The sequence below is a fragment of the Acinetobacter sp. GW821-FHT01C12 genome (genome assembly GCF_059422625.1).
This window is the reverse complement of the sequence record NZ_JBWKXD010000003.1, coordinates 48911-71224: the sequence shown is the minus strand read 5'-3', so window position 1 is coordinate 71224 and position 22314 is coordinate 48911. Positions and strand designations below refer to the sequence as shown.

General features: G+C 38.9%; 18 protein-coding genes and 1 pseudogene. 5 read left to right on the top strand and 14 right to left on the bottom strand.

Features of this window, described 5'->3' with window-relative positions:
- Nucleotides 1-102: 102 nt before the first annotated feature.
- Nucleotides 103-1011 (bottom strand): LysR family transcriptional regulator, encoded by a 909-nt coding sequence (locus tag AC07WY_RS09575; protein WP_244014955.1) that lies wholly within the window; start codon nucleotides 1009-1011, stop codon nucleotides 103-105.
- Nucleotides 1012-1134: 123 nt separating this feature from the next.
- Here AC07WY_RS09575 and AC07WY_RS09570 point away from each other — a divergent pair, with 123 nt between their 5' ends.
- Complete coding sequence (locus AC07WY_RS09570) at nucleotides 1135-1890, top strand: SDR family NAD(P)-dependent oxidoreductase (RefSeq protein WP_494736265.1); 756 nt, start codon at nucleotides 1135-1137, stop codon at nucleotides 1888-1890.
- Between the two features lie 200 nt (nucleotides 1891-2090).
- On the top strand, nucleotides 2091-3095 hold the full coding sequence (dusA, locus tag AC07WY_RS09565) for a tRNA dihydrouridine(20/20a) synthase DusA (RefSeq protein WP_154130081.1): 1005 nt from the start codon (nucleotides 2091-2093) through the stop codon (nucleotides 3093-3095).
- A 78-nt stretch (nucleotides 3096-3173) separates the two neighbouring features.
- On the opposite strand, the gene AC07WY_RS09560 is transcribed toward dusA, so the two are convergent.
- Nucleotides 3174-4064 (bottom strand): LysR family transcriptional regulator, encoded by an 891-nt coding sequence (locus AC07WY_RS09560; protein WP_262085012.1) that lies wholly within the window; start codon nucleotides 4062-4064, stop codon nucleotides 3174-3176.
- 103 nt (nucleotides 4065-4167) lie between these two features.
- Here AC07WY_RS09560 and AC07WY_RS09555 point away from each other — a divergent pair, with 103 nt between their 5' ends.
- Nucleotides 4168-4305 (top strand): hypothetical protein, encoded by a 138-nt coding sequence (locus tag AC07WY_RS09555; RefSeq protein ID WP_167468923.1) that lies wholly within the window; start codon nucleotides 4168-4170, stop codon nucleotides 4303-4305.
- A 27-nt stretch (nucleotides 4306-4332) separates the two neighbouring features.
- Here AC07WY_RS09555 and AC07WY_RS09550 read toward each other — a convergent pair whose 3' ends face one another.
- The 11 genes from AC07WY_RS09550 to AC07WY_RS09500 all read right to left on the bottom strand — a co-directional run bounded on the left by AC07WY_RS09550 (nucleotide 4333) and on the right by AC07WY_RS09500 (nucleotide 19636).
- Nucleotides 4333-4842, bottom strand: a complete 510-nt coding sequence (locus AC07WY_RS09550) for a hypothetical protein (protein WP_494736264.1) — start codon at nucleotides 4840-4842, stop codon at nucleotides 4333-4335.
- A 65-nt stretch (nucleotides 4843-4907) separates the two neighbouring features.
- Nucleotides 4908-6017: a DUF695 domain-containing protein gene (locus AC07WY_RS09545; protein ID WP_494736263.1), complete on the bottom strand. Its 1110-nt coding sequence runs from the start codon at nucleotides 6015-6017 to the stop codon at nucleotides 4908-4910.
- 99 nt (nucleotides 6018-6116) lie between these two features.
- Entirely contained in the window at nucleotides 6117-6878 is a 762-nt protein-coding gene (locus AC07WY_RS09540) for a tRNA threonylcarbamoyladenosine dehydratase (protein WP_494736262.1), read from the bottom strand.
- A 136-nt stretch (nucleotides 6879-7014) separates the two neighbouring features.
- Nucleotides 7015-9774, bottom strand: a complete 2760-nt coding sequence (acnA, locus tag AC07WY_RS09535; RefSeq protein ID WP_494736261.1) for an aconitate hydratase AcnA — start codon at nucleotides 9772-9774, stop codon at nucleotides 7015-7017.
- Between the two features lie 113 nt (nucleotides 9775-9887).
- Nucleotides 9888-10709 (bottom strand): TatD family hydrolase, encoded by an 822-nt coding sequence (locus AC07WY_RS09530; protein WP_494736260.1) that lies wholly within the window; start codon nucleotides 10707-10709, stop codon nucleotides 9888-9890.
- On the bottom strand, nucleotides 10709-11683 hold the full coding sequence (locus AC07WY_RS09525) for an RsiV family protein (protein ID WP_494736259.1): 975 nt from the start codon (nucleotides 11681-11683) through the stop codon (nucleotides 10709-10711). The genes AC07WY_RS09530 and AC07WY_RS09525 overlap by 1 nt, the downstream gene beginning before the upstream one ends.
- A 225-nt stretch (nucleotides 11684-11908) precedes the next feature.
- Entirely contained in the window at nucleotides 11909-12676 is a 768-nt protein-coding gene (locus tag AC07WY_RS09520; protein WP_270382754.1) for a hypothetical protein, read from the bottom strand.
- 140 nt (nucleotides 12677-12816) lie between these two features.
- Nucleotides 12817-14406 carry a peptide chain release factor 3 gene (locus AC07WY_RS09515; RefSeq protein ID WP_004723253.1) on the bottom strand — a complete coding sequence of 530 codons (1590 nt, stop codon included), beginning with the start codon at nucleotides 14404-14406 and terminating at the stop codon, nucleotides 12817-12819.
- 215 nt (nucleotides 14407-14621) lie between these two features.
- A complete protein-coding gene (locus AC07WY_RS09510; protein WP_494736258.1) occupies nucleotides 14622-14981 on the bottom strand; it encodes a hypothetical protein in 360 nt (119 codons plus the stop codon).
- A gap of 185 nt (nucleotides 14982-15166) precedes the next feature.
- Nucleotides 15167-17242, bottom strand: a complete 2076-nt coding sequence (locus AC07WY_RS09505) for a putative bifunctional diguanylate cyclase/phosphodiesterase (RefSeq protein WP_262085005.1) — start codon at nucleotides 17240-17242, stop codon at nucleotides 15167-15169.
- A 210-nt stretch (nucleotides 17243-17452) separates the two neighbouring features.
- The gene (locus AC07WY_RS09500; RefSeq protein WP_419335117.1) at nucleotides 17453-19636 is read right to left on the bottom strand and encodes a carboxy terminal-processing peptidase; all 2184 of its coding nucleotides are present in this window, start codon (nucleotides 19634-19636) and stop codon (nucleotides 17453-17455) included.
- A gap of 196 nt (nucleotides 19637-19832) precedes the next feature.
- Between AC07WY_RS09500 and nagZ the strand changes: the two genes are divergently transcribed.
- Together nagZ and AC07WY_RS09490 are read left to right on the top strand one after the other, a co-directional pair.
- Entirely contained in the window at nucleotides 19833-20852 is a 1020-nt protein-coding gene (nagZ, locus tag AC07WY_RS09495; RefSeq protein WP_494736257.1) for a beta-N-acetylhexosaminidase, read from the top strand.
- Nucleotides 20853-21109: 257 nt separating this feature from the next.
- On the top strand, nucleotides 21110-21955 hold the full coding sequence (locus AC07WY_RS09490; RefSeq protein WP_262085002.1) for a class I SAM-dependent methyltransferase: 846 nt from the start codon (nucleotides 21110-21112) through the stop codon (nucleotides 21953-21955).
- Between the two features lie 133 nt (nucleotides 21956-22088).
- Here AC07WY_RS09490 and AC07WY_RS09485 read toward each other — a convergent pair.
- Nucleotides 22089-22310 (bottom strand): annotated as a pseudogene (locus AC07WY_RS09485) (alpha/beta fold hydrolase); the annotation flags it as partial.
- Nucleotides 22311-22314: the final 4 nt, after the last annotated feature.

Genomic DNA, 22314 nt, shown 5'->3' with positions numbered 1-22314 from the left:
ATAGGGAGCTCAAAGAAGCTGCCTTTGGCTATATTAAACCTAAACAAAATTGAGCAATGACTACACATTGCGCATAAACGACATCGGGTTCATTTAGTGAAACTACAGTGTATCGTGATTCATTTTTTTGAATAGAAGAATCAACCAATTAATAAATTCACTTAGTCTGCGGGGTTGATTATTTCGCGATTCATATAAAATCGACAAAGACATCGGTGCACTGGTAAACGCTGTTAATACTTCAATAAGGTCACCATTTGCCAATTGTTGTCTAACACCAATTCTGGGAATTTGAATAATCCCTAGTCCATTTAAACCTGCAGCTAAATAGGCATCCGTTGTGCCGACACTGATTAGACTTGGAGTTGGTACAAGGTAGGTTTGATTATTTTGATTGTATTCAAAAGCATTTTGCGACTGGGTGTCAGCATGAGAATAATCAACAATATAATGATTTTTAAGATCCTCTAATGATGTTGGTATACCGTAATGTTCCGCATAACTGGGACTAATACAATTAACCATTTCCATAATACCCAAATGGCGTCCTATTAAATTACTGTTTTCAAGCTGACCTCCACGGATTACGCAATCTACTCGTTCCTTGATAGGATCAATACGATAATCAACGCCAAGCAGCTTAATCTGTGTTTTTGGATATTGTTGAAACCATGCAGGTAGATGGGGAGCCACCACGCTAGAAAAAAACCGACTTGGCATATCGATGTTAATCACACCACTGAGTTCTTCACTTTGTTGTTGAAATTGGTTATCTAAGCCTTCTAACTCATCCAATAATCTTAAGCATTCGACATAATAGCGCTGACCTGCTTCTGAAAGAGAAAGGTGTCTTGTATTTCGATAAAGTAAACGAGTTTTTAAATGATCTTCAAGCTTAGTGATTGACATAGAGATTGCTGACTTAGGAATCTTGAGCTGTTCTGAAGCACGGGTAAAGCTACCATTTTGTACAACAGCGATAAAACGTTTCATCGTCTCAATCTTATCCATACATCACTTCCAATTGTTCATTATTTATGAACAGTCTTATCTGATTACTTACATTTATCAAGACAATTAATTCCTGTACTTTAATTTTATCAACAGTTAATCAGCATAATATGAGGTCAGTACATGAATAAAATCGCATTCATCACCGGAGGGAGTCGTGGAATAGGACGAGATGCAGCGCTTAAACTCGCTGAGCAAAATATTGACATTATTTTGACTTATCATCGCAATGAAAAAGCCGCTCTAGACGTGGTTGAGAAGATTAAAGAAAAAGGTCAAAACGCATTTGCCATTCAATCTGATATTCGAGATATCACATTATTTGATGATTTGGTAAAAAGCTTGAGTTTCGTATTAAAAGAGCAATTTGGTCGTGAAAGTTTTGACTACCTACTCAATAATGCTGGGACAGGTTTACATACGAGTATTGAAGAAACTAGTATTGATGATCTAGATGATATGCTCAATATCCATGTGAAAGGTCCATTTTTTCTCACTCAAAAATTGCTACCACTCATTGAAAATGGCGGTCATATTGTAAATATATCCTCTGGTCTAACACGCTTTTCTATGCCTGGGTCAGCTGCATACGCCATGGCAAAAGGCGCTGTAGAAGTCATGACATGTTATATGGCAAAAGAATTCGCCTCCAAAGGGATTCGTGTCAACACGATTGCGCCCGGAGCTATTGCGACTGATTTTAGAGACGGTGCCGTCCGCAATAGTGAACAAGTTCAGGGGATGATCGCATCTATCACGGCATTAGGCCGTGTTGGTGAAGCGGATGATGTTGGAAAAGCAATCGCTGCGATTTTTAGTGAAGGATTTAACTGGATCACAGGTCAGAGAATAGAAGCCTCTGGTGGTATGCTGTTGTAGTTTTAACTCGCACAGCTTTAACATATTGGTGGAGTTATGCAAATTTCATATAACTCTGCCATATCGGGGTTCTAAGCAAATACAAAAAATTAATATTCATTAATTTTACAAATTCTATCTTTTGAGTATGGCTATTGATTTTAAAATAAAGCACGTATAATCCGCACTTGCTTTTTTTCTATCTTTTTCAGGTTGACTGTATGTCTGAGCTCCAATCTTTAACGCCTCGTATTTCGGTCGCTCCGATGATGGATTGGACAACTCGTGACTATCGTTTCTTTGCACGTTTGTTTAACCCCAATATTATCCTCTATACAGAAATGGTTACTACAGGTGCCATTATCTACGGTGGAGCAAATCGTCATTTGGACTATAACCATGAAGAACATCCAATTGTTCTACAGCTCGGTGGTTCAAATCCGAAAGATCTTGCAACTTGTAGCAAAATGGCGCAAGACTGGGGTTATGACGAAATCAATTTAAATGTGGGCTGCCCAAGTGACCGCGTACAAAACAATAAGATTGGTGCCTGCTTAATGGCAGAGCCTGACTTGGTTGCAGAATGTATTGCTGAAATGCGTAATGCAGTTGATATTCCAGTTACTGTAAAACACCGCATAGGTATTGATGACATGCAATCTTATGAAGAGATGCTACATTTTGTCGATACCGTTGCGAAAACTGGATGTGATAATTTTATCGTACATGCCCGTATTGCATTGCTTCAAGGTTTATCACCAAAAGAAAACCGCGATGTTCCACCACTACGCTACGAAGATGTGTATCGTTTAAAACAAGAGCGTCCTGAGCTACTGATCGAGATCAATGGTGGGGTTAAAACGTTCGCTGAAACGCAAACACATTTAAAGCATGTTGATGGAGTCATGATTGGGCGTGAGGCTTATCACAACCCTTACCTCTTGGCAGAATTAGGTCAACTCTGGAACTTAGACTTACCTGATCGCTTTGATATTATCGATCAAATGCTGCCTTATATTGCCAAACGTATGCAAGAAGGTGCACCTCTATCGATTATTACACGCCATATTTTAGGCTTATTCCAAAATCTTCCCGGTGCTCGTAAATGGCGTCAGGCTTTAAGTGGCGGTAATGCCAAAACATTTGCAGATGTTGAAAATGCCATTATCAATATTAAAGAAGCCATGAAGCGTACAGAAGATTATATTCGTGAACAGTCTGTCTGATCACGACTGAAAATTTCTACAACTCAATATAATCTTAATCCATAGCTATCTTTTCAATCAAACGATGGTCTTTAAAGATCATCGTTGAAACTGTTTGATCATGTATTCAGTACATCGCTGAATGACACCATCTGCATTTTTACTCCAGACCATCACAACATCAGACCATGCATTTTCAGCGTCCAAAGCAATCAGTCGTACCTGTTTAGGTAGAATATGCCTAAATTCCTCAGGAACAATACAAATTCCAATTTCAGCAGCCACCAATTGCAATTGTGAAACTTTACGGGACTGAACCGCCGCTTTCTTTGGAGAAAAACCAGCACTTAGGCAAAGGTTTGCAACCAAATAACTTAATCCGCCCCGTTCTGCATGCGGTGTAGAAACAAAATTTTCATGTCTTAACTGTTGGATTTTAATACTGCGTTCTGAAGCTAGCATATGATTTTGATGAAGTGCAACGTACAAAGGTTCAGGGTAGAGCGTGGTTGCATGTAACTCATCTAAGCGATTTAAAACAGGTGGGCGAATAAAACCAACATCAATATTTCCTTTCATCAGTGCAAGAATTTGGTCTTCAGATGACAAGTTGTTGATCTCGAAATTAACATTCAGATGCTTTGAGGTTTGATCAAATACTTTGACTTTTTCTAAGCTCATGGTAATAGTACTTGAGTGTGCAATTTTAATGAGTCGATTTTGTCCATCTGCAATATCTTTAGCATTTTCAATAATATGATCTAAGTTCAGTAAATTATTTTTAATTTGAGCATAAAAGAACTGCCCTGCTTGAGTGAGTTTTATTTTTTTATCACTGCGGTCAAAAATTTCAAATCCTACTTCGTCCTCTAAAAGCTTGATCTGACGACTTAAAGCTGATTGGGCAATAAACAGCTTTTCAGAAGCTGCAATAAAACCACCTTCCTCTACGATTCTAATCAAATAATTAAATTGTTTGAACGTCGCCATATTCATCTCAAAATTAGATCAATCCTGCTTTTTTCTATATTAGATTAGATTGTTTAATTTCACTAGACTTTACTTAAAGCGACTTAGATCAGAGAGAAATAGTATGAGCATATCCAAACAATTACTGGTTTTTATTTGTATTATTTGCGCTGTTGTTTTACTCAATCTTTATGATGGTTTTATCGCAAAACAAACAGGCAAAGTGCCCCAACAGCCTGAGTTTATTTATTTACAGGACTGATTGAGCGGAACAGATAAAGTATGTTTTTTACAAGCGCGTGCAAGATTTCACTAAAGCATACTTTTTTATATTGGTGACGCATGTTGTGGTGCTTTTTTTAAAATCATATTGGTAAGTAATATACTTGCCAGCAAGCTCATCACTCACAAAGGCGTCTTTTCGAAAATGAGCATGTATAATACAGCCGTGTAAATCAGGCGCAGCATACACGTTTATGCTTTCAACATATTTGCTGTGTTGTTGAATATTGACATTCCAGCCCAACAGTTGCTTGATCTTTTGAAACTCTTCTTGTTTGCTGATCTGTTGGATATTTTGCAAATTACAGACTTGAATTGCATCCGCTTGAGGTTGAAGGATTGACCATCCCAACAAGTTCTGTATATCGCGCATTATTGTTTTAGCTTCATCCAATTGGTTGACCGCCTGAAAATGACGAACCGTTGAATAAAGATAATATCCAATTCCGCCAATCAACAGGATCGCCAATAGGGTTATTTTAATATCGGGGATAGGTCGATTAAAAAGCCGCTTCATTCTCTAAGCTGTCCATGTCTATGGTCTGAATGCTATAGCGCATTTCAAGCGACTTTTCAGCATAGTTAACGACCAAACTTATTTAAACAACGCCAATATTTATCTTTAAATAGGCTGACATCGATTTCAAAGTTGTTCTGATATTTTTCAACAACCTGATCTATAACTTTGGCGGGTTTTCTAAACTCTTTACAAGCAAAATACATGGTTCTTAAGTTATTACCAGTTTCTCGTCCAATATTTAAATATCCTTCAAAATCCTTTAGCTCATTTAATAATTCTTCTTCAATCTCATTAAGCAACTCATAATCTGTTGCAGACGGCATACCACTTGAGTTCTGACCAGCATAAGGTATTTCTATCAGCAGCATCCACGAATGAGAAGCCTTTTGATCCCATGTTAAAAGGGTACTGTTTAAGATCGCCACCAAAGGCAACCCTTCATTGGTCTCCCCCTCCAAACTGATATATTCATCGTCATCAGTGCTTGAACGGGTTATTTTGTCTAAGCGAGAAATTTCACTGTTCTTTAAAATTAAAATATTCTTTAAACGATCGATAGGCATTAATTCTTTTTCAGCATCTTGTCTGAATTGTAGCGAAACTTGATCTAGCTTTGTGATCGAATCATATTCGCCCAAATAATTATCCAAAAAGATATAAACCGCTTGTAAGAATTCAGCTTTTTGAGCTTCATTATATTGATCATGTACAACCACGAGATCAGTTTCATCTGGATATTCTTCATGGTCTTTTAAATAAAACGATAGCGTTTTTTGACTAAATTCATAACCATGCATACCAATACTGGTTTGCTGAATATCACTTGCGGGTTTAAGTGCGGTAAATTTCCAGCCAGGAATTTCAGGGGCTGCTGCCACCAACTCCTCTACAAAGACAATATTTGCCACAACACCATCTGGCGTTAAAATCAATTCAGCTGTTTGTGGGTCAAGCATCCCGGTAAGGAAAAAAATTCCACCATGAACTTTGGCCAATTCAGGCGATAATTTATCAAAGAAATCCGCCTGAATCATATCTTGATTTAACTCATCCACAATACGATGGAAATCCTGTTGATGCTGCTCAAACCATTGCCAAAATTCAGCATAGCGGTTTCGATTGATTTGTATTTGTTGTTCTTTCTTTCCAAATAACTTTTTGAAAAAACTCACTTTGATTGTTCTCTGTTATTGCGTTTATTTCAGATTAATTTAACTGAATTTTTATGATTTTTAAATGCATCTAAACTTTTACTTAAAAATACCAAGCGCTTATTTGATCCGATCTAACTTTTTCAACACTTCTGCAACGGCGACCATCGCAAAACTAGAAGTCACCACCACAGCCGAACCATATCCACCACAACGCAAGCCTGCACTCGCACACACATCAGCACTGGAAAAAGGATTATCAATTGAATACACACACGTAATGCCAAATTTTTCTTTTGGTTTCTTACAAATGCCTTTGGCGCGCAACTGACTCCTTAATTTTGCAAGCATCGGATCTTGTTCTGTTTTAGATAAATCAGCAACACGAATTTTTAAAGGATCAAGCTTACCACCTGCCCCACCCGAAACAATCAAAGGAATTTTATTAAAACGACAATGTAGCATAAGTGCAAATTTTGCTTTAACGTCATCGATGCAATCTAAAATAATATCGGGAACATTTTCTAGAATTTCTTTTACATTATCTGGGCTGAGATAATCATCAATCAAATTGATCTTGATCCGAGGATTAATTGAACGGCAACGTTCCGCCATGACTTCAATTTTCTCATGGCCTAAAGTAGAGGTCATTGCAGGCAGCTGTCGGTTGATATTTGAAGCAGCCACTGAATCCATATCGATCAGTGTTAACTCGCCAATCCCTGTACGTGCTAAGGCCTCAACCGCCCATGAGCCAACCCCACCAATACCGATCACCATGACATGACTTTTTTCATAGCGATTGAATGTCTCTTCTCCATAAATTTTGGCTACACCTGCAAAACGGCGCTCATATTCATCATTTTGGAAAAGTTCAGTCATGTCTAGTATCAACTCAAAAATACCCCGCTATTTTACTCATTTATCGACAGTGTGTCTTGCTCCAACACAATAAAAAAAGCCCTGCATTTTATACAGGGCTTGGAGAACTGAAATATATCGTGATTTATTGATTAGGCTATGAAGCGATTAAATTACGCAGTACATAATGCAAGATACCACCTGCTTTAAAGTATTCCACTTCATTCAAAGTATCAATACGGCATAACACTTTGAAACGATCTATTGAACCATCGACACGTTTAACTTCCACATCTAAACTTTCATGCGGTTGTATGTCATCAGAAAGACCATAAATCGACAGTTGCTCATGTCCAGTTAAGTTAAGTGATTGACGGGTTTGACCATCCACAAATTGCAACGGTAAAACCCCCATACCAACCAGATTTGAACGATGGATTCGTTCAAAGCTTTCAGTAATCACCGCTTTTACTCCTAAAAGATTGGTGCCTTTCGCCGCCCAGTCACGTGATGAACCTGTACCATATTCCTTACCTGCAATGATGACCAACGGCGTACCATCTTGCTGATACTTCATCGCAGCATCGTAAATGGCTAACTTCTCATCTGTCGGGATATAGAGGGTATTGCCGCCCTCTTCACCATTGAGCATTTCATTCTTGATACGAATATTGGCAAAGGTTCCTCGCATCATCACTTCATGATTACCACGACGAGATCCATAAGAGTTAAAGTCCTTTTGATCGACACCTTGCGCTTCTAGGTAACGACCTGCTGGGCTGTCTTTCTTGATATTCCCCGCTGGAGAAATATGATCTGTTGTGACTGAGTCACCAAGAACGGCCAAGATATTTGCATTGAGAATATCTTTAATTGGTTTCGCGGGTTGATCAATACCGTCAAAGAACGGAGGATGACGAATATACGTTGAGTTTTCATCCCATTCATAGGTTTCAGAATCAGGGATTTGAATTGCTTGCCATTTTTCATCACCATCAAAAACTGCCGCATATTCTTTATGGAACATCGCTGTATTAACTTTTTGCAGCACCTCATCAATCTCGATTTGACTCGGCCAAATGTCTTTGAGATATACTGGTTGACCTTGTTGATCGTGCCCTAATGCTGTGCTGGTAATGTCACTACGAATGGTACCCAATAAACCAAACGCAACCACCAAAGGCGGTGATGCAAGCCAATTGGTTTTTACCAGTGGATGTACCCGCCCTTCAAAGTTTCGGTTGCCTGAAAGTACCGATGCAACATTCAAGTCATGGCACTGAATAGCGTCTTCAATCGGTTTAGGTAAAGGTCCTGAATTACCAATACATGTGGTACAGCCATAACCAACGAGGTTATAACCCAACTGGTCCAAATAAGGTAATAGCCCTGCTGCTTCTAAATAATCGGTCACCACTTTAGAGCCTGGTGCTAGAGAGCTTTTCACCCATGGCTTACGTTGAATGCCTTTTTCGATGGCTTTCTTTGCCAACAAACCCGCAGCCAACATCACACTTGGATTAGAGGTATTGGTACATGAAGTAATCGCTGAAATTACCACATCACCATCCGTCAATGGATAGCGTTTACCATCAATCACACAATGCGGTTCTTCATTTTGTAGAGCAGACTGTTTTGAATCAATTGCTGTACCTGCACCACCTTCATTGGCTAAACGTTCTTTTTCTTCACCTTTAGCTGGTTTAAGATCCAGCGCCATTAAGGCACTAAAAGTTTGTGGGATATCAGGCAATGCCACTCGATCTTGCGGACGTTTCGGGCCAGCAACACTTGCTTCGACGGTTCCCATATCCAAAGCAAGCACATCGGTAAATACAGGCTCATCCCCAGTATGACGCCATAAGCCTTGTTCTTTACAATAAGCCTCAACCAATGCAATACGGTCTTCTTTACGACCCGTTAAACGCATATAGCCTAGAGTGATTTCATCAATCGGGAAAAAGCCGCATGTTGCACCATATTCAGGTGCCATATTGGCAATGGTTGCACGGTCTGCAAGCGGTAAAAATGCCAACCCATCACCATAAAATTCAACAAATTTACCCACCACGCCTTTTTTACGTAGCATCTGAGTAATGGTTAAAACCAAATCCGTTGCGGTAATTCCTTCACGCAATTTCCCTGTCAATTTAAAACCAATCACTTCTGGAATCAGCATCGAAATCGGTTGTCCAAGCATGGCCGCTTCGGCTTCAATTCCCCCCACACCCCAACCCAATACACCCAAACCATTGATCATTGTGGTATGTGAATCTGTACCGACTAAAGTGTCGGGAAAGGCAAATACCTCGCCATCACTTTCACCCAGCCACACAGCTTGAGCTAGGTATTCTAAATTGACTTGATGGCAAATCCCTGTTCCGGGCGGTACCACACTAAAATTATCAAAAGAAGACTGCCCCCAACGGAGGAATTGATAACGTTCTCCATTACGTTGCATCTCAATTTCGACGTTCTCGTCGAAGGCATGATCTGTCCCAAAGTGATCCACCATCACAGAGTGGTCAATGACCAAATCTACTGGAGATAAAGGGTTAATTAAATTGGGATTTTTATTGGCTTTCTGTACAGCTGCACGCATCGCAGCCAAATCTACCACAGCAGGTACACCGGTAAAATCTTGCATCAAGACCCGTGCAGGGCGATATTGGATTTCTTGATCTGAAGTTTTATTTTTTTGCCAATCGACAATCGCCTGAATATCGCTTTGCCTCACGGTTTGATCATCTTCAAATCTAAGTAAATTTTCCAATAATACTTTGAGTGATTTAGGCAATTTTGAAATATCACCTAAACTCGCTTGAACCTGTTTTAAATTAAAAATTTTATATCTTGTATCCCCTACAGTTAGGTCTTGTAGAGAATTTAAACGATTGATATGACCATATTTTGCCATTGGTTGAACCTCCAGCTTGGCGTTAACTTTCTTATTGGCTACTTGGAGTACTTCTTTAAATCTAAGACAAATATTTATTTTAGGTGTTGTTGATTGGTTATTTTTATTCAAATTTACATCGCTATATGTAAGCATTCATGTGAATTTTTCCACAACACATCTGCCAGTGTTGCTTGATCCATTGCCAAACTTTCTGCTAAACCTGCCAAGACAAAAGGCAAGTTCACTGGTGTATTACGGGTATGCTGCTGGTCAGACGTCTGGCAACACAGTGGTGTCATATCTGGGCAATCGGTTTCTAGCACTAAATGTTCTGCACCAACCGCTTGTACAACTGCATGCAATTTTTTGGCATTTGGATTGGTAATTTGTCCTGTGACACCCAGTTTAAAGCCTAATTTAATAAAGGCTTTTGCTTCCTCTATCCCGCCACTAAAAGCATGTGCAATACCACCATGTTTAAACTGGTGCTGTTTCAACATTGCAAGCACGTCAGCATGTGACTTACGAATATGTAGAAGAATGGGTTTATCGTATTGTTGGGCAAGTTCAATTTGGGCTGAAAAAAAATCTTGTTGTTTTTGAAAAATTTCAGCTTGTTTATGCTGTTTAAGAAACGTGTCTAAGCCAATTTCACCAACCGCAATACACGCTTCAGTTTTCAGTATATTTTCCAAAGCATTTAAATGCTCTAGACGGTGTTGTTCGATATAAAAGGGATGCAACCCCGGCGCAAGATGGCTACGGGGCGCATTATCTAGCTGATTTAAAAATTGCTGAGTGTCAATCAAATCTTGAAAGCGTTCATATAGAAACCCAATCAAAATCAAATGTTCTACACCCACCTTTTTTGCTTGATACGCCAATTGTTCCCGATCCAGATCAAAATCAGGAACATCAAAATGCGTATGTGTATCAAACAAAGGCCAAGGCATTAGGATTTCGCTTTCCCACTTGCAACAGGTGCAGAACTGCTTGGCTGATCAACTTGCATCTCCGCTGGGAAATATTGACTTTTCAGCACGCCTTTTAACTGATCGTAAGGAATCATCAAACGCGGTAAGCCAACAACATAAGGCCCAATATCATATTCACCATATTGTAAAATCAGACCTTGTTTACCCAAATAGAAATTGTCTGATAATGTAAACTTCCACGCCTGTTCATATTCATTGACGCTTTCAGCAAGTTTTGAATCGATGACCCAAGTTTTAAATGCATCATGTGCCAATTTTTCAAATTTAGCTTTTTGATTGGCTTCAATAATTTGATCCAAGCCAACTTGTTTTTTACTCACCAAATCAAAGTTAAAATAGGTTTGCGCAGATGCCCCATGTGCACCACCTAAATAACTACTGGTATTTAATACCACCGTCGCTAAAGGTTTATCTGAGTTTAAAATTTTAGGACTTAAACTAATCGTGATCTGGCCACTTGCCCCTAATGTTTTAAGCTCTTTATCCATCTCAAGGAATGAATTTGCATAAGGTTGCACCCGCTCTTGCAATTGCTGAACAGGGGTTTTATTGGCTTGCACCTCACTTGCTGAAGCTTGTGAAGCCGTTTGTTGCTGATCTGCATCTTTTTTTGCTTTACTCAATTGCGCGATATCCAGCATTTTATCCAGATTATCTAAAATCGCTTGATCAATCGTTTCATCAACAAAATCCTGATTACTTTTTAATCTTTCTATAGAAAACTCAGGGCATGTATTGCCATTACACTCAGGCAGTGTCAATTTTACTTTTTCTGTATCACCCTGTAATAACATTGATGTATCAGGCACTTGAGATGCAGCACTTTGATCAACTGTTGGTTCTGCTTTTTTCGAGTCAGATTTTTGACATGCAGTTAACCCTAAAGTGATCACCAGAATTGAAAGCGCTAAAGTACTTTTTTGATTTAACATTTCACAAACCTATCCAACGAATAAAGCCAAGATTTTTTAATCTCTATATTCATTAGCCTATTCTTCTCTATACAAATCCTCAATCAAAATTTGTATGAAAATTGAAGCGTTATTGCAATACATGGCTCAAGTTTAGTGATCATATAATTAATTTAACAAGGACCAATGATCTTAACCGTTACGCTTTAGAATCCAGCTAAAATGGCAGAATAATCAAGATACACCTTAGAACATACGTTGATACACTTCAGGCTTGAGTATTTTTTGCGTCTGTTCTTTACTCAAATAAATATCCAATTGGGTACCATCTTCGACAATTTCATTGGCGCGATAATGTAAGCCAACACCTTCACCATCAAAGAACCAATCGGCTTGCCCCCAATATAACTTTTTAGGCGCATTCTTTTTCACATCACTATTTTGCTTTTCCAACCATTCCGCATATTTTTCTTGGACCCAAGTATTCAGTTGGTTCTGATGTTTGGCATCAATCACATCTAAGATACTTAAGCTTTTCTTCAATTTCCGGTCAGCAACAAAAAAGTATTGTCGTTCTTTGATACTGACATCCGCTTGTAAACTATTGACTGAAACTTGCAACAAAACATACTGATTACGTTGTGAAGCCATACGCGTTTGCATATGCAGTTCAAAGGCTTTATTTTTCGGGAACTCTTCTTGCCAAGTATCTGACTTTTTGACAAAAGCATTAATGGCCTGTTGTAAGGTCATATTCTGTTTTAAATCAATCTGTGCCTGAATCACGTTGGACTGACTATTTGCAATCCACTGATTTAACCAATTGTCTTGGGTTTTAATGGTTTGAATATCAATTTCAATGCAATTGTTCTTTTCACAAAACGGTAAGGCATAATCAGCTTTGGTTTCTTGAATATTTAAATAGGGTAAAACTTCAGCGGCTTCTTGTTTGGGTTGTAATACAGAACCATCTTTGTCCTGATCTTTTTTAGAATCACATGCAACCAAAACCATTGTACTTAAGCAAAGCACTGAAATTATTTTTTTTGAAAATTGCACTGCATAAATCCCTTTGGACAAAAAGCATTGTATTTTGATACAAAAACAGCTTCACAAGGAAGCTGTTTTTACATTTTGCAATAAGTTAGCAGAACTTAATGCTCACGTGTAGAACGGAATTGAATATCCGGATAACGCTCTTGCATTAATTGTAGATTCACTCGGCTTGGTGCGAGATAAGTTAAATGCCCACCACCATCGACAGAAAGTTGGTCATGTGCCTTTTTCTTAAATTCATTAAATTTCTTTTCATCATCACAAGAAACCCAACGCACTGTGTTGATGTTCACTGGCTCATAAATACAATCTACTTTGTATTCTTCTTTCAAACGATACGCCACCACATCAAACTGAAGTACACCTACAGCCCCAACAATCAAGTCATTGTTGATTTGCGGCATAAACACCTGCGTTGCACCTTCTTCTGAAAGCTCTTTTAAACCCTTTTGCAATTGTTTAGATTTCAATGGATCTTTTAAGCGTACACGGCGGAACATTTCAGGTGCAAAGTGTGGAATCCCGGTAAAATGGAGCTTTTCACCAGAAGTGAATGTATCACCAATCTGGATGGTACCGTGGTTATGTAAACCAATGATATCGCCAGGCCAAGCTTCTTCAAGTTGCTCACGTTCACCCGCAAGGAATGTCAATGCATCACTGATACGCACATCTTTACCAATGCGCACATGATTCATCTTTAAACCTTTCTCATACTTACCTGAACAAATACGCATGAAGGCAATACGGTCACGGTGTTTTGGGTCCATATTGGCTTGGATTTTAAATACAAATCCACTGAAGCCTTCTTCCGTTGCTTCAACAGTACGTTCATGTGTTGGATGCGCTTTTGGTTGTGGTGCCCACTGAATAAATGCATTTAATACATGGTCAACCGCAAAGTTACCTAACGCTGTACCAAACAATACTGGTGTTTGACGACCTGCTAAAAACTCCGCTGGATCTAGCGGATCATTCGCCATTTGCACCAACTCTAAAGACTCTTCAAATGAAGCAAAGGCCAGATCACCGACTTTTTCACGAATGTCTGGATAGTCATAGCCATCACGAATTTCAATATCTGTAATGGTCGAACCAAAACCCGCTTTATATACATAAAGCTTATTTTCAATGATGTTATATACACCCGCGAAGTCACGCCCCATACCCAATGGCCAAGTAATCGGCACACAACGGATTTTAAGCACGTTTTCAATTTCATCAAGCAATTCTAATGGCTCACGGATTTCACGGTCCATTTTGTTGACGAAAGAAATGATCGGGGTATCGCGCATACGACACACTTCCATCAATTTGATGGTCCGTTCCTCGACCCCTTTTGCACCATCAATCACCATCAACGCGGAGTCAACAGCAGTCAAAGTACGATAGGTATCTTCAGAAAAGTCTTCATGTCCCGGTGTATCAAGTAAATTGATGACATGATTTTTATAAGGGAACTGCATGACTGAGGTGGTAATCGAAATACCACGCTCTTTTTCCATTTCCATCCAGTCAGATGTCGCAGAACGGTCAGACTTTCGACTTTTAACCATACCTGCAACTTGGATTGCTTTACCCCACAATAACAGTTTTTCTGTCATTGTGGTTTTACCAGCATCGGGGTGGGAAATAATAGCGAAGGTACGTCGCTGAGCGACTTGCGCCGCTAATTCATCTTTAAACATAAAAAATCTACAATATGTACACAGTTATGTACACATTTATAAATATGTACTTGAACTGGAAAATGGGAATTCAAAAATTGGCGATATTGTATCAGATTTAGCGTCGTTTTTAACGATTGTTGCTATATGATTAAGCACTTTGATCGCGCAGACATCGCAAAAATTCCAGAAACAGGAAGAGCAATACTGAGCTGAAATTAGTCCAAATCTATACATTAGTTTTCGTGACGATCATCCAAGCGATTTAAGTACATATCATCTAAAAGCGTAAAGTACTGAACATGATCACTATCTTCAAGCAAACAAACGAAACTCCACTGCTCCTTTTCACTCTTGTAAATTTTTCCCATAATTTCTGTTGAAATATATTGATTTCCAAGCTTTTGATCAAAACGATTGATAATAATACTGTTCTTTTTAAAATATTTTATATTCAAAATTTTAGCGTTTTCCCCATTCTGTTTAATTCCAAAATCAAAGCATTTCTTGACCGCATCGTCATTATAGTCGTTTGCATAAGCCAACCCACTACACAACAGTAGTGCAACAATTACATAAATATCTTTTAATTTCATATCACATCATCCCGATAATTAAGACAGTCATTGTGAAGCTAAAGTTGGAATTATTCTAAATAAGAGAATGTACATGTACTGTTTTGATTTGTCAGATTCAATATTTGGTGATCTCGATGTTTATCAACACCATCTAGATTTTGAATGATTGTAGTAAGTCTTTAGCTTGCTGAATATTTTTATATTTAAGGTAGAGCTTTAACCATACTATAATTGGTTTCCAAACGGTCTACAGGTAGCGGCATGCCTAACAAATAACCTTGTAATTGCTGGCAACCTAAACGTTTAAGAATCTGCGCCTGCTGTTCAGTTTCAACGCCTTCTGCCGTCACCACCAGACCCAAACGAATCGCCAAATGAATAATACTTTCTAAAATGATTTGTTCTTTTGAACCTTCACACAAATTACGGATAAATTCTCGATCTATTTTTAATTCATCTACTGGTAAATCTTTTAAATACAAGAAACTCGAATGCCCCGTTCCAAAATCATCAATTGCCAGTCGGATACCTAAATTTCTTAATTTCTCAAAGGTTTGAATACTGTCATCAATATGATGCATCGCTGTAGATTCAGTAATTTCAATAATTAAATTACCATTCTTGACATGGTATTTTTGAATCAATTTTTCTAAAGTTTCAATCAAATGTTTATGTTCAAATTGTACTGCTGAAAGATTTACGGCGATGGGACCAAAAGCATATTTTTTATCTTCCCATTCTTGAATTTGCTTACATGCTTTCTCTAAGGCCCAATAGCCCATACGAATAATCAGCCCCGTTTGCTCAGCACCATCAATAAACATACTCGGGGCTAGTAAGCCTAGGGTTGGATGCTTCCAACGGATTAAAGCTTCTACCCCACAAATTTGGTAGTCCGCTGTAAATTTAGGTTGATAAAATAGAATAAATTGTTGTTCTTCGACTGCTTTATATAAATCATTGATGAGTTTAGATTGACTACGGCTTTGGTGTTGTTGGTCTAAAGAACTGCTATAAACACTAAAAGTATTACGCCCCTGCTCTTTAGATTGCATCATGGCGGAGTCAGCATTGATCAATAAATCTTGTAGGTTCTGCCCATGGTCGGGGAAAAATACGATGCCAATGCTGGCAGAAATATTAATTTCTTTACCTGAGATTTGAAAACCATCTTGTATTTTTTGTAAGAACAATTCGGCAATCTCTTCAGCTTCATTACGATTAGAATCTTCAAGAATCAGAATAAACTCATCTCCACCAATACGAGTGAGTCTTTGCCCATCCTTAAGTAACGGATATAAACGCTGGGCGAGTTTAACCAAAAGCTCATCACCGATATGATGACCAAATGCGTCGTTAACAGATTTAAAGCGGTCTAAATCAATATAAATAAATGCAATTTTAGACTGTATGTCCTTATAATCTAAAAATAAAGCATCGGTGTATTCAACGAGAAATAATCGGTTTGGAAGTTTAGTCAAATTATCTTGAAGTGCTAAGTCTTCAAGCTCTTTATTGGCTTGTAATAACTGTAAACTACGTTCTTCTAATCTTCGTTCTAAAATCGCCACACAAAAAGCAGAGACAAGTATTAAACTCGCTACAAAAATAATGGTAAACAATAAAATACCTTGCCCTTCGTGTAGTTGACTTCCAAAATGATTGTCATGCACCGATGAGATCGTTGCTGCTGCCATACCGATATAATGCATTCCCACAATACTGAGTGCGATCATGATTGATACAGCAATTTTATAAAGCATCTTATGATTAAAAGAGTTCTTATATTTAAATGCGAGCCAGAAAGACAATCCTGAACCACTGATCGCGATGATGACAGAGAGCATCACTAAAATAACATCATAATCAACTTGTTGATTTGGAATAGTTAACCCCAGCATGCCGATATAGTGCATTCCAGAAATTCCCAGTCCCATCAACACGCCACCTAAAATCAACCGTACAATTGGCAAAGTCTCTTGAGTGGTGAGCCAAATCGCAAAAGTCGAAGCCATGGCCGCAATAATATAGGAGATCACGGTTAATGTTAAATCAAAGGAATAACCTTGCGGTAGATCACAAGCCAACATTCCGACAAAGTGCATTGCCCAAATGGCGAAGCCAAAAACCATGCCACTTAAGCATAAGATAATTTTCTGTAGACGAGGGGTATGTTGTGTAAATATGAGTTGTTCTAATGAAATAGCTACGTAACAGATGATAACTGCAATACATGCAGAACCTATTACGAGATTACTATCATAACTCATATAACTCATAAAAATTTACTTCCAGTAATGAACCTATTTTTGTTATAAGCAACCTCTATATATACAACGCAAAATTGCGAGAAGGTTCACCTTTTTTAAAGAACGGTCGTTTTACTTAAAATATCACTATCCTATTGAACGTCAAGTTATTTTTTGAATCGAAATAAAAAAAGCATATCCGAGATATGCTTTTTTATTTTACCTAAATAGAATTTTTAGTTATTTACTTGTTAGATGTGCCAAATCTAACAGAACATTGGCAGCTTCATTCACAAAGGTCTCTTCCTCTGGCAATGCCGGACGTTGGTTTACCTTCATTTTCGCTCTTGATTCAGCCAATGCATCCAAACTTGCTTGGTAACTTTCCCAATTTGAATATGGCTTTAATCCTGTTTCAGTGCGACGCTTATTCTCCGCAGCCAATGTTCTTGCCTCAAGCGCCACCAAATCTGCTTTACGTTTATCAATATCTAAAGAGATTCGTTTTTGATCCTTGGTTTCTTGAGCAATCGCTTTACGCGTCTCTAAGTATTGGAACTGAGGATCACCTGCCGCACGAACTTTTGATTTTTCGCCAAGCTGCGCCACATACGGTTGAATTGACCCTTCACGTTTAAACGGCGCAGTTGGAATCGTATCCCATTTCAAAGCATTTTTAGCTTTACGCTCACCAAACTCTTCATCATAAATATCCACCAGTTTGATATCTGGAATCACGCCTTTGTTTTGGGTGCTGCCACCAGTCACACGGTAGAATTTACGTTGCGTTAAGGTTGCTTGACCATAAGCAAGGCTATCCAATTGAACTTGCGCAGTCCCTTTACCCGTAGTCGTACTTCCTAAAATTACAGCACGATCGTAATCTTGTAAGGCAGCAGAGTAAATTTCACTGGCAGAAGCCGAGGCTAAATTAACCAAAACAGCCAAAGGTCCTGCATAGGTTTGCGCACCACCGTCGGTGTCTTCAAACACGCTCACATTGCCGTTACCATCACGGATTTGAACCACAGGGCCTTCTTTAATCACTTGCCCAATCATTTTGGCAACTTCTTCTAAAGAACCACCTGGGTTATTACGCAAATCAATAATAATCCCTTCAACATTTTGTGCTGCAAGTGACTTCAATGCTTTATTGGTATCTTCTGAAACAGAACGGTATTCAGTCCCTGCACGACGTGCGCGATAGTTCAGATAGAAAGATGGGATTTCTAAAACACCAAACTTATGTTTTTTACCATCACGTGTTAGCTCTACAGTACGTGAACGCACACCGGCATCTTCTTCTTGAATCACATCACGAGTAATGGTCACAACTCGTGCTTGGCTCATAGAAGCGCCCGCAGCCAACAATTTCACTGACACCTTGGTGCCACGTTTACCACGAATCAAGCCGACAATTTCAGAACTTGGCCAACCAATCACGTCGACCATTTTATTGCCATCTTGTGCAACGCCAATAATGCGATCACCAGATTTGACCTGCCCTGTCTTACTTGCAGGCCCACCATCTACAATGGTTTCAATCTTGGTATAGTCTTCATTACCACGCTCAGGACGAATCGAAACACCAATACCTTCAAGTTGTAAGGTGGTTTGACGATTCAACTCCATAGCATCAACAGGTGGGAAATAATTGCTGTGTGGATCATAGGTCAAGGTCATTGCATTGAGGATACGTTCCAGTACATCATCACTCTTGGTTCGTCCAATACGCTCTAGTTGGCGGGTATACCGCTTGGTAAGCGTTTGAACAGGTGTAAGATCTTCTGATGCTGCCAAATCCTGACCATTGGCCAATGTTGGATCATCTTTTAATGCTTTTTGTTTGGCTTGATCTTCTTGCTTGGCAATGGTGAGATTGATTAATTGCGACACCAACATCTTACGCCAATAGTTTTGCAACTCGGCTTTGCTGGCAAAGAATTCAGCTTTCTCACGATCTGCATCAATAAATTCATTTGGCTGATTTAAGTTCTGGGGCTTTTTAAGTTCAGCCAATTCAAATTCATAAAATTCTTTTAAACGTGCACGATAATGCGCATGAATCGCAAATGGTCCAGACAAATCGCCTGCTTTTAATTTTGCGCCGAGTGTTGCACCATATTGCTTTTTATATTGTTCAATTTCTGAAGCTAAAAATAAGGTGTGCTCTGGATCAAGGCTATCAATATACATGTCGAGAATACGATTTGATGTATTTGCATCTAAACGCATATTCAAATAATGCTGACGGTCAATCAATGTTGCAAGTTGACGTGTCACTAAGGCTTGATCTTGTGAAGGATGAATCGATTGAGACACGTTTGTAGCATTGGTTTCCGCCATTGCCTGATTGATGGTATGGGTAAAGAATAAACCACCTGTTGCAAGTGCTATAGCGCAAGCGAGAGTTTGAATTTTCATAAATTCTTAATACTTCCTTGGGTTTTCCAATTTCTATATCGTTTTTCAATCTGAACTCAACAGTTTCAATATCTTAAACGACTTTATCTGTTTATGTTGTGTAGTTTTAGCATAATCTGTACTGAGTAAGTGTAGCAAATCATTGCAGAAATCGGGTATTGTTTCCCAGTTTATATAAATACAACCGTGGATTCCTATGATCGGCGCATTGATGCTTGATATTGCAGGCACAGAACTTACTCAAGAAGATATTGAACTATTACAAACTCCGCAAGTCGGTGGCATGATTTTATTTTCAAGAAATATAGAATCACCCGCTCAAGTTCGCGCTTTAACCGATCATATGCGCCAAATTCGTCCCGACATTCTTATTGCCGTTGATCAAGAAGGTGGACGAGTACAACGCCTAAAACAAGGTTTTACCCTACTACCAGCCATGGGGCATTTTGGTGAGCTTTACTTAACTCAACCTGAAAAAGCTTTAACTCTGGCTGAACAATGTGGTTGGCTCATGGCAATTGAAGTACTTGCAGTGGGGATTGATTTTAGTTTTGCACCTGTTTTAGATCTGAATGACGTTAGTGATGTGATTGGCGATCGAGCCTTTGCAAAAAATGTACAAGATATTGTGCCGCTTGCCAGCGCATTTATGAAAGGAATGCAACGTGCGGGTATGGCAACCACAGGAAAACACTTTCCTGGACATGGTTCTGTGAAAGCAGATTCACATGTTGCTGCAGCAATTGATCCACGTGAATACCAAGACATTTATAACAAGGATATGCAAAGCTTTATTCAGCTACAAACCCAGCTGGATGCACTTATGCCTGCACATGTGATTTATGAAAAAGTAGATCCAAATCCTGCTGGTTTTTCACCTTACTGGATTCAAACGATTTTACGCCAAGAGCTTCAATTTGATGGTGTGTTATTCTCGGATGATTTAAGCATGCAAGCAGCTTGTGTTGCAGGCGGAGCAGATGCACGTATCCGTGCTGCCCTCGAAGCAGGTTGTGATATGGGCTTGGTGTGTAATAACCGTGAATCGGCATGTATTGCATTGGCTGAGATCGAAAACTTACCTTTACCGAATCAAGCACGTTTAGAACGTATGCGTGGCAAAATTCCGCAGATCAGTATTGATGAAACATTTGATCTTGGAAATGAATGGCAAGCTGTCAAAAAAGTCATTGAAGAATTTAAAAATTCACTTTAAAACCAATAGCGAGCTATCCATAGGATATTGCGCTAGATAACTCAATTCTCCTGCCCCCTCTTGATGATCAATGGGGTGGATCTTAGGCCTTCAATGATTAATAAGCCCTTAATGATTAAAGAGATTTAAGCCACCCTCCTTTTAAAAGGAGGGTTCAAAGGATCAAAAAAGACGACGAAGCAAAATTAAATTTTTAGTTGTGTTTTAATTGCTTTTCATCATGACCCCATTAGAAAAAATAAAAGTTAAGGATAACTATGTCAAACCAGCAACTTTCCAAGCACCGCCATATTTCATTTACAGCCCATTACACAGGCTATATTTGGTATCAAATGGGCATTTCTCATCCCTTATTTGCCACATCCAAAGGTAAAACTTTAGCTATGATTGCCCACCCAATAGAAAGTTGGGGAGAAAAATATGTCGGTGGCAGTATGCGTACCACACTCAAGCAACGTCATACCATGTTGGATGAGCGCTTAGCTGAACTGATTGAACAGTCTCCGAACTTACAAGTATTGGAAATAGCCGCGGGGCTGTCACCAAGAGGCTGGTGGTTTAGACAACATTATCCCTTGATTGATTATCGTGAATTAGATTTACCCGGTATGGCAAAAACCAAGCAAGCGGCGCTTAAGCAAATTGATCACAAGAGCCCAGATGTGTTGTCCGTCGACTTATTTACAGAGGATTTTAAAAAAGCCTTTGAGGTATTTGATCCACAACGACCACTCGTCGTGATCAGTGAAGGTTTAATCAACTACTTCACCAAAGAGCTGTTACAACAATTGATTCAATCGATTGCACATTATGGGCAAGACTTTAACAGTCTGCATTATCTCACCGACCTTTACCCTGAACCAGTAAAAAACAAATTGGCAAAAGTGATTTGGAACAGCAGCAAGCTGTTAAAAGTCATGTCACGAAGTGCTTTTACTTTTCACTTTGTCACACCAGAACAAGTCAGAAATTTTATCTACCAAGCTGGTTTTCAAAAAGTTGACGTGATTCAGCCCCGTGTCTATTTCAATACAGATTCAACTGAATACAATACTGAAGAACATCTAGGTGATTTGGTGTGGATGATTGATGCACAACGCTAAAGCAATCATGTATTGAAATTTGGAGACTTAAATCCTTCGAAACATTAACACTTCGAGATTTAAATACTTCAATTCTAAGAAATAAAAAACCAGTCAAAAGACTGGTTTTTTAACAGATCAATATATCAAAGGCTTAAGCTACTGCGCCTTCTTGCGCTATACATAACTGCACTGCTTGGGTCTGGCGTGCAATAAACCGTAATAAGCGATCTGCATTTTCAAAGCTACCATGCTTAAATAGTGCGCGAACACCAGATGCGGAGGTTTCAAAAATCAAACATTCAATCGCAAACTCACCTTCATCATCACTCAAATTTAAAGCCAAATCACGGGTATGTTGATTTACAAAAGCTAAATCT